The organism is Bradyrhizobium sp. SHOUNA76 (genome assembly GCF_023006445.1).
Lineage (GTDB): Bacteria > Pseudomonadota > Alphaproteobacteria > Rhizobiales > Xanthobacteraceae > Bradyrhizobium.
In genome coordinates this window covers 1-5,420 of the sequence record NZ_JALBHA010000449.1, presented here as the reverse complement: position 1 = coordinate 5,420, position 5,420 = coordinate 1, and the positions used below count along the sequence as shown (strand labels likewise).

6 protein-coding genes are annotated in these 5,420 nt (G+C 65.3%); 1 reads left to right on the top strand and 5 read right to left on the bottom strand.

Going from position 1 to position 5,420, the window contains the following annotated elements; all coding sequences use genetic code 11:
* Window positions 1-226: 226 nt before the first annotated feature.
* Complete coding sequence (locus MOV74_RS30415; protein ID WP_246930474.1) at window positions 227-601, bottom strand: hypothetical protein; 375 nt, start codon at window positions 599-601, stop codon at window positions 227-229.
* Window positions 602-847: 246 nt separating this feature from the next.
* Between MOV74_RS30415 and MOV74_RS30410 the strand changes: the two genes are divergently transcribed.
* Window positions 848-2,242 (top strand): peptidoglycan-binding protein, encoded by a 1,395-nt coding sequence (locus tag MOV74_RS30410; protein ID WP_246930472.1) that lies wholly within the window; start codon window positions 848-850, stop codon window positions 2,240-2,242.
* Between the two features lie 246 nt (window positions 2,243-2,488).
* On the opposite strand, the gene MOV74_RS30405 is transcribed toward MOV74_RS30410, so the two are convergent.
* The 4 genes from MOV74_RS30405 to MOV74_RS30390 form a co-directional block, all read right to left on the bottom strand.
* Window positions 2,489-3,181, bottom strand: coding sequence for an AprI/Inh family metalloprotease inhibitor (locus MOV74_RS30405; protein ID WP_246930469.1), 693 nt, complete (start codon window positions 3,179-3,181; stop codon window positions 2,489-2,491).
* The gene (locus MOV74_RS30400) at window positions 3,181-4,170 is read right to left on the bottom strand and encodes a 2-hydroxyacid dehydrogenase (RefSeq protein WP_246930467.1); all 990 of its coding nucleotides are present in this window, start codon (window positions 4,168-4,170) and stop codon (window positions 3,181-3,183) included. The genes MOV74_RS30405 and MOV74_RS30400 overlap by 1 nt, the downstream gene beginning before the upstream one ends.
* Window positions 4,170-4,988, bottom strand: a complete 819-nt coding sequence (locus MOV74_RS30395) for an ABC transporter permease (RefSeq protein WP_246930465.1) — start codon at window positions 4,986-4,988, stop codon at window positions 4,170-4,172. The genes MOV74_RS30400 and MOV74_RS30395 overlap by 1 nt, the downstream gene beginning before the upstream one ends.
* A partial coding sequence (locus MOV74_RS30390) for an ABC transporter ATP-binding protein (protein WP_246930463.1) occupies window positions 4,985-5,420 on the bottom strand: 436 nt, incomplete at its 5' end. The genes MOV74_RS30395 and MOV74_RS30390, both read right to left, overlap by 4 nt.

Sequence of the window (5,420 nt, the reverse complement as noted above, 5' to 3'; positions counted from 1 at the left end):
GCCTCCACCGAGCGCGCCGCCGAGGATCGCTCCGCCGACACCGCCGATGATCGCGCCGCCAATGGCGTCCTGGGCTGCGGCCTCATGCACGGGCATCGCCGCCGCAACCGTCAGACATGCCGCGATTCCAAAACTTCCAATGCGAAGACCCCGAAGCATGCTCGCCCTCCCTGTGGTGGGGCAGTCATAGCGCCGCACGCGGATTCGGGCCAGACAAATTGCCGGCTCACGGCTCGACCCAGCGCTGCACCGCCTCGGCCGTATCAGCGGGCGTGGTGTTGAAGCAGATCGCGGCTTCCGGGGCGAGGCGATGGACGAGGTTGAGCACCTTCTCGAACAGCACGAGGCGCTCCTTCGGCTCGCGCAGGCCGGCGCCGATCACGATGCAGTCGAAGCTCTCGTCGCGCAGCGCGGCCGTGACGCCGGCTTCCGCGGTGACGTCGAGATCGATCAGGCAGCTCGTGACCTCGAAGCCGAGATCGCGCAGGCGCAACAGCTGCGCCTCGATATAGTTGCGCACGAGCTCCGGCGTCAGTTGCGGGAATGCGCTGTAGTCGGCACTGCCGGGTTCGATGCCGATCGCGAGGATGCGCTTGGCCATGCAGGACTCCTTGCCGAACCGTTTCGCTCGCTAACGGACGGACGGCGGCGCCGGTTCCCTGATGGGCGGTCGCGCCCGCATGCCGGTGCCCCCGAGGATTTCCCATCCAGGTTGTAAGCCATTTCACATGCGACGGACCGGCGACCTGCCAGATTTGCGGGAGATCATGCTGGCGTCACCCCCGGATCACGCCAGCCGGTTCACTTGGCTTACACGAGATTCGATCATTCATTTGCGGAGCGGAAAATGATTTCATTCGAGAGTTTGAAAGCCGAATATGAGCGGAATTGGGCCAGTCTCGAGATCCGGCCCGGCCGTCTCACTGAAGCGAATGCGGTGGCCCGCAAGGCCCTCAACGGCAAGACGACCTATCAGCAGATCGAGCGGTTGACGGGCGTCCCCTGGCACTTCACTGCGCTCTGCCACTACCGCGAGTCCAATTTCGATTTCGACACTTATCTCGGCAACGGCGAGTCGCTGCATCGCGTGACCACCATCGTGCCGAAAGGGCGCGGCCCGTTTGCGACCTTCGTGGACGGCGCCGTGGACGCGTTCAGACTCGAGAACTTCATCGGCGCCCAGGATTGGGGCATCGCGCGGATGCTATTCCGGCTCGAGGCGTTCAACGGCTTCGGTTATCACGCCAAGGGCGTCAATTCGCCCTATCTCTATGGCGGCTCGACATTGTACGGTCCGCCCGAGGCACGGGCCGGAAAGTTCGTCCGCGACCATGTGTTCGACTCCAATCACGTCGATACCCAGCTCGGCACCGCGGCGATCCTGCATGCGATGATGTCGCTGGATTCCTCGATCACGCTGGACGGCAGCCCGCAATTCGCCGGCCGTACCGAGCCGGAGGACGATGTGGCCTCGACGGTCATTCTCATGCAGCAGGCGCTCAACAAGCTCGGCGCCAATCCGCCGCTCGCCGAGGACGGTATCAGCGGAGCAAAAACCAGGGCCGCCGTGTCGCAATTTCAGCAACAGAACGGCTTGAGAGACACCGGGCTTCTCGACGCCGCCACGGTCGCCGCCATCACGCGCGCGACGCAGCAGCCGGGCACCGCCGGGCAGGCGGCCGATCTGTCCCACGTTCTGACGCGGCTGGAAGATCTTGCGCAAGTGCTGCGGCCGGCCGTCGGCGGCACGACGCTGCCGGCAACGATCCCGGCCAAAACCTTGCCGGCCACGACCAACGATCCGATCAGCCTGTTCGAACGGCTGTTCTCTCTCGTCAACAAGACGGCGCCGATGCCGGGACCAGCCACCCCGACCACCCCCGCCCCCGTCGACCAGTTGAAGCAGGTTGTCGATCTGCTCAGCACGCTCCTCAACAAGGACGGCAAGCCCGTGCTGGGCCAGGTCAACGGCGCGCTTGGCGAGACCATCGGCAAGCTGCTCGACGGCAAGAAGACCGCGCTCGGCATCGGCGGCTCGGTGCTCACCGCGCTGCTCTCCTCGGTGACGGCAAGCCCCAATGCGGGAGGCCTTGCCGGACTGCTCGGGACCGTCGTGTCGGCAGTGCCGGGCCTCGGCCAGTTCGCGATGCCGATCTCGCTGGCGCTCGCGGCCTGGGGCGTGCTCGGCAAGATGGAGAAATGGGTGCAAGGCACCGCGCCGCCGCCGAAGGTGACGACGTAGCGCGAATGGCTGAGGCTCGGGGCCTCCCCGGGAGCAGGTGCGCTCCCTCCCCCGCTTGCGGGGGAGGGTTGGGGAGAGGGTGTCTCGACAATGAACCATCCCCAAGAGGAGAAAGCCCTCACCCGGCGCTTCGCGCCGACCTCTCCCGCCAGCGGGAGAGGTTAAGAGGAGCCCGCGGCTCCATCGGTTCAGCACAAGACCGTTCCGCTCCGGAGCATGACGATCCCGCGCCGTCGCTTCGGGCGCCTACTGACGCAGCATGATCAGGGGATCGGCGGTGTCGGGGACGCGCCGCCACTGCGCGTTGTCGTCGGCCTCGAACTGCCAGGCATCGCCTGATTTCGACATCAGGATAATCTGGCCGCGCTCGAGCCGCCATTGCGTCGGGTTGAACTGTGCGATGGCCGCATCGCATTTCGGCTTGAGGAAGACCTGGAAATTGTCGGGGCTCGACTCGGTGTTGGTCAGCGTCAGCCCGCAGATCGGCTGGCCGTTGCCGCGCACCATCGACCAGTCGCCGATCATCTGATCCATCGACTTGGCCATTGAGCGGGCGGCGGCGAGATCCTGCAGGATGTAGACGCCCTCGCCCTGCCGCAGGCCTTCGAAGATGCCGGCCTCCACCTCGGTGAAGTCGATTACGGCTTCACCGGTGGCGTCCTGCAGGCGGACGATGTCGAGCCCCCTGACGTTCCAGGCGACGATGTCCTTGGTGAAAGGCAGCGCGGTCTTGCAGGCGGGCTCGAGCTCCAGCTTGAAACCCTGGCCCGCGGCGTCGCCCTTGAGGGTGACGACGCAGGTCTTGCTGCGCTCGGTGGTCGAGAGCTCCCATTGCCCTGGCATCGATTTCTTCAAGGTCGTCGCATCTTGCGCCTGCGCGATGCCGATCGCGGCCAAATAGGCCGCGACGGCGAATGCAACGACCCGAAGACCTGTCATCAGCGCCCCCTAAACGGCGTCTCGGCGACCGGCGTCAACGGCGCCTTGCCGGCGAACCAGGACTTGAGGTTGTCGACCACGAGCTGGTCCATGGCGTTGCGCGTCACCACCGAGGCCGAGCCGATATGCGGCAGCAGCACGACGTTCTGCATGGCCTTGAGCTCGTCCGGCACGGTCGGCTCGGCCGCGAACACGTCGAGGCCGGCGGCCAGGATGGTGCCCGATTTCAGCGCCTGCACCAGTGCGGGCTCGTCGACCACCGAGCCACGCGCCACGTTGACCAGCACCCCGCGCGGACCGAGCGCCTTCAGCACCTCGGCATTGATCATCTTGTTCGTGCTGGCGCCGCCGGGCACGATCACCATCAAGGTGTCCACCGCCTTCGCCATCTCGATCAGATCAGGATAATGCTTGTAGGAGACGTCCTTGGACGGGTTGCGCGAGTGGTAGACCACCGGCACCAGCGAAGCGTCGAGCCGGCGCGCGATGGCCTGGCCGATCCGGCCCATGCCGACGATGCCGACCTTGCGGTCGCGCAGCGAGCCGACGCTGAGCGGATAATTCTGCGTCTGCCAGAGCCCGGAGCGAACGTAGCGGTCGGCCTTGACGAACTCGCGCAAGGTGGAGATCAGAAGGCCCATCGCGACGTCGGCGACCTCCTCGGTCAGCACGTCGGGCGTGTTGGTGACGATGATATTGTGCTCGGCCGCGTATTTGGCGTCGATGTGGTCGTAGCCGACGCCGAAGCTTGCCACCATCTCGATCTTGGGCAGCTGCGACAGCGAATCCTTGTCGGCGCGCACGGTGTGATAGGTCACCGCGACGCCGCGGATTTTTTCGCGGATCGCCGGCGTCAATCGCTCGAGGTCACCGCGCGTCTCGGCCTTGTGCACGACGAAATGGTCGGAAAACCCGTTCTCGAGGATCGGCCGCACCGGCCCATAGATCAGAAGGTCGATCTTTTCGGACGAAATCGAACCGGTAGACATCAGCTTTCCTTTCCAAGCGCGCTCTCATGCCAGCGCCGTAAAACGAGGTGGGAAACTAGCGCCAGCACCCCATAGATGACAATCCCGGCCAGCGACAACAGCAGCAGCGCTGCGAACATGCGGGGTATGTTCAATCGATAGCCCGACTCGGCGATCCTGTAGGCAAGCCCGGAGCCGGCGCCGGCCGTTCCCGCCGCGATCTCGGCCACAACCGCGCCGATCAGCGACAGGCCGCCGGCAATGCGCAGGCCGCCGAGGATATAGGGCAGCGCGGCCGGCAGCTTGAGGAAGCGCAGCGCTTGCTGTGGCGAGGCGCTGTAGAGCTGGAACAGCCCGGCAAGGTTGCGGTCGACCGAATTGAGCCCGAGCGTGGTGTTCGACAGCACCGGGAAGAAGGCGACGATGAAGGCGCAGACCACGACCGCGGTTTGCTGTTCCAGGTAGATCAGGAGCAGCGGCGCGATCGCGATCACCGGCGTCACCTGCAGCACGATTGCATAGGGAAATAACGAATATTCCACCCATTTCGACTGGTTGAACAGCAGCGCCAGCGCGATGCCGCCGATGCTGGCCGCGACAAAACCTTCGAGCGTGGTCAACAGCGTGGTCGCGAGCGATTGTGACAGCACAGCCCAGTCCTTGATCAGCGTCAGGATGATGATTGAGGGGGCCGGCAGCACGTAGGGAGGGATCTCCTTGATCCGGACCACCAGTTCCCAGGCGAGGAGGCCCGCCGCGAACACAATGACGGGCAACACGAAGCGCAGCGCGCGTTGCGCAGCGCGCGGTTTCGCGGTGACGGTGGCTTGCGCGTTCATAGCGTCGACTGGCCCGAATAGGACGGCGCCAGCGCCGCCGACACTTTCCGGCAATAATCGGAATAGGCCGCCGAGGTGCGAAACGCCTCGCCGCGCGGCTCTACCGTCTCGATGCGGATATCGGCCTGGATACGGCCCGGCCGCGCCGTCATCACCACCACGCGCTGCGACAGATAGACGGATTCGAACACCGAATGGGTGACGAAGATGATGGTCTTGCCAAGGCTGCGCCACAGCGCGAGCAGATCATTGTTGAGGCGGAAGCGCGTGATCTCGTCGAGCGCGGCGAACGGCTCATCCATCAGCAGGATGTCGGGATCGGTGACGAGCGCGCGCGCCAGCGACACCCGCATCTTCATGCCGCCGGAGAGCTCGCGCGGAAACGCATCGGCGAAATCGGCGAGCCCGACGCTGGCCAGCGCCGCGTCGGCA

What these genes read in the sequence shown, in the direction of transcription:
- MOV74_RS30415 (WP_246930474.1), bottom strand. Translation starts at nt 601, where the DNA reads ATGGCCAAGCGCATCCTCGCGATCGGCATCGAACCCGGCAGTGCCGAC.
- MOV74_RS30410 (WP_246930472.1), top strand. Translation starts at nt 848, where the DNA reads ATGATTTCATTCGAGAGTTTGAAAGCCGAATATGAGCGGAATTGGGCC.
- MOV74_RS30405 (WP_246930469.1), bottom strand. Translation starts at nt 3,181, where the DNA reads ATGACAGGTCTTCGGGTCGTTGCATTCGCCGTCGCGGCCTATTTGGCC.
- MOV74_RS30400 (WP_246930467.1), bottom strand. Translation starts at nt 4,170, where the DNA reads ATGTCTACCGGTTCGATTTCGTCCGAAAAGATCGACCTTCTGATCTAT.
- MOV74_RS30395 (WP_246930465.1), bottom strand. Translation starts at nt 4,988, where the DNA reads ATGAACGCGCAAGCCACCGTCACCGCGAAACCGCGCGCTGCGCAACGC.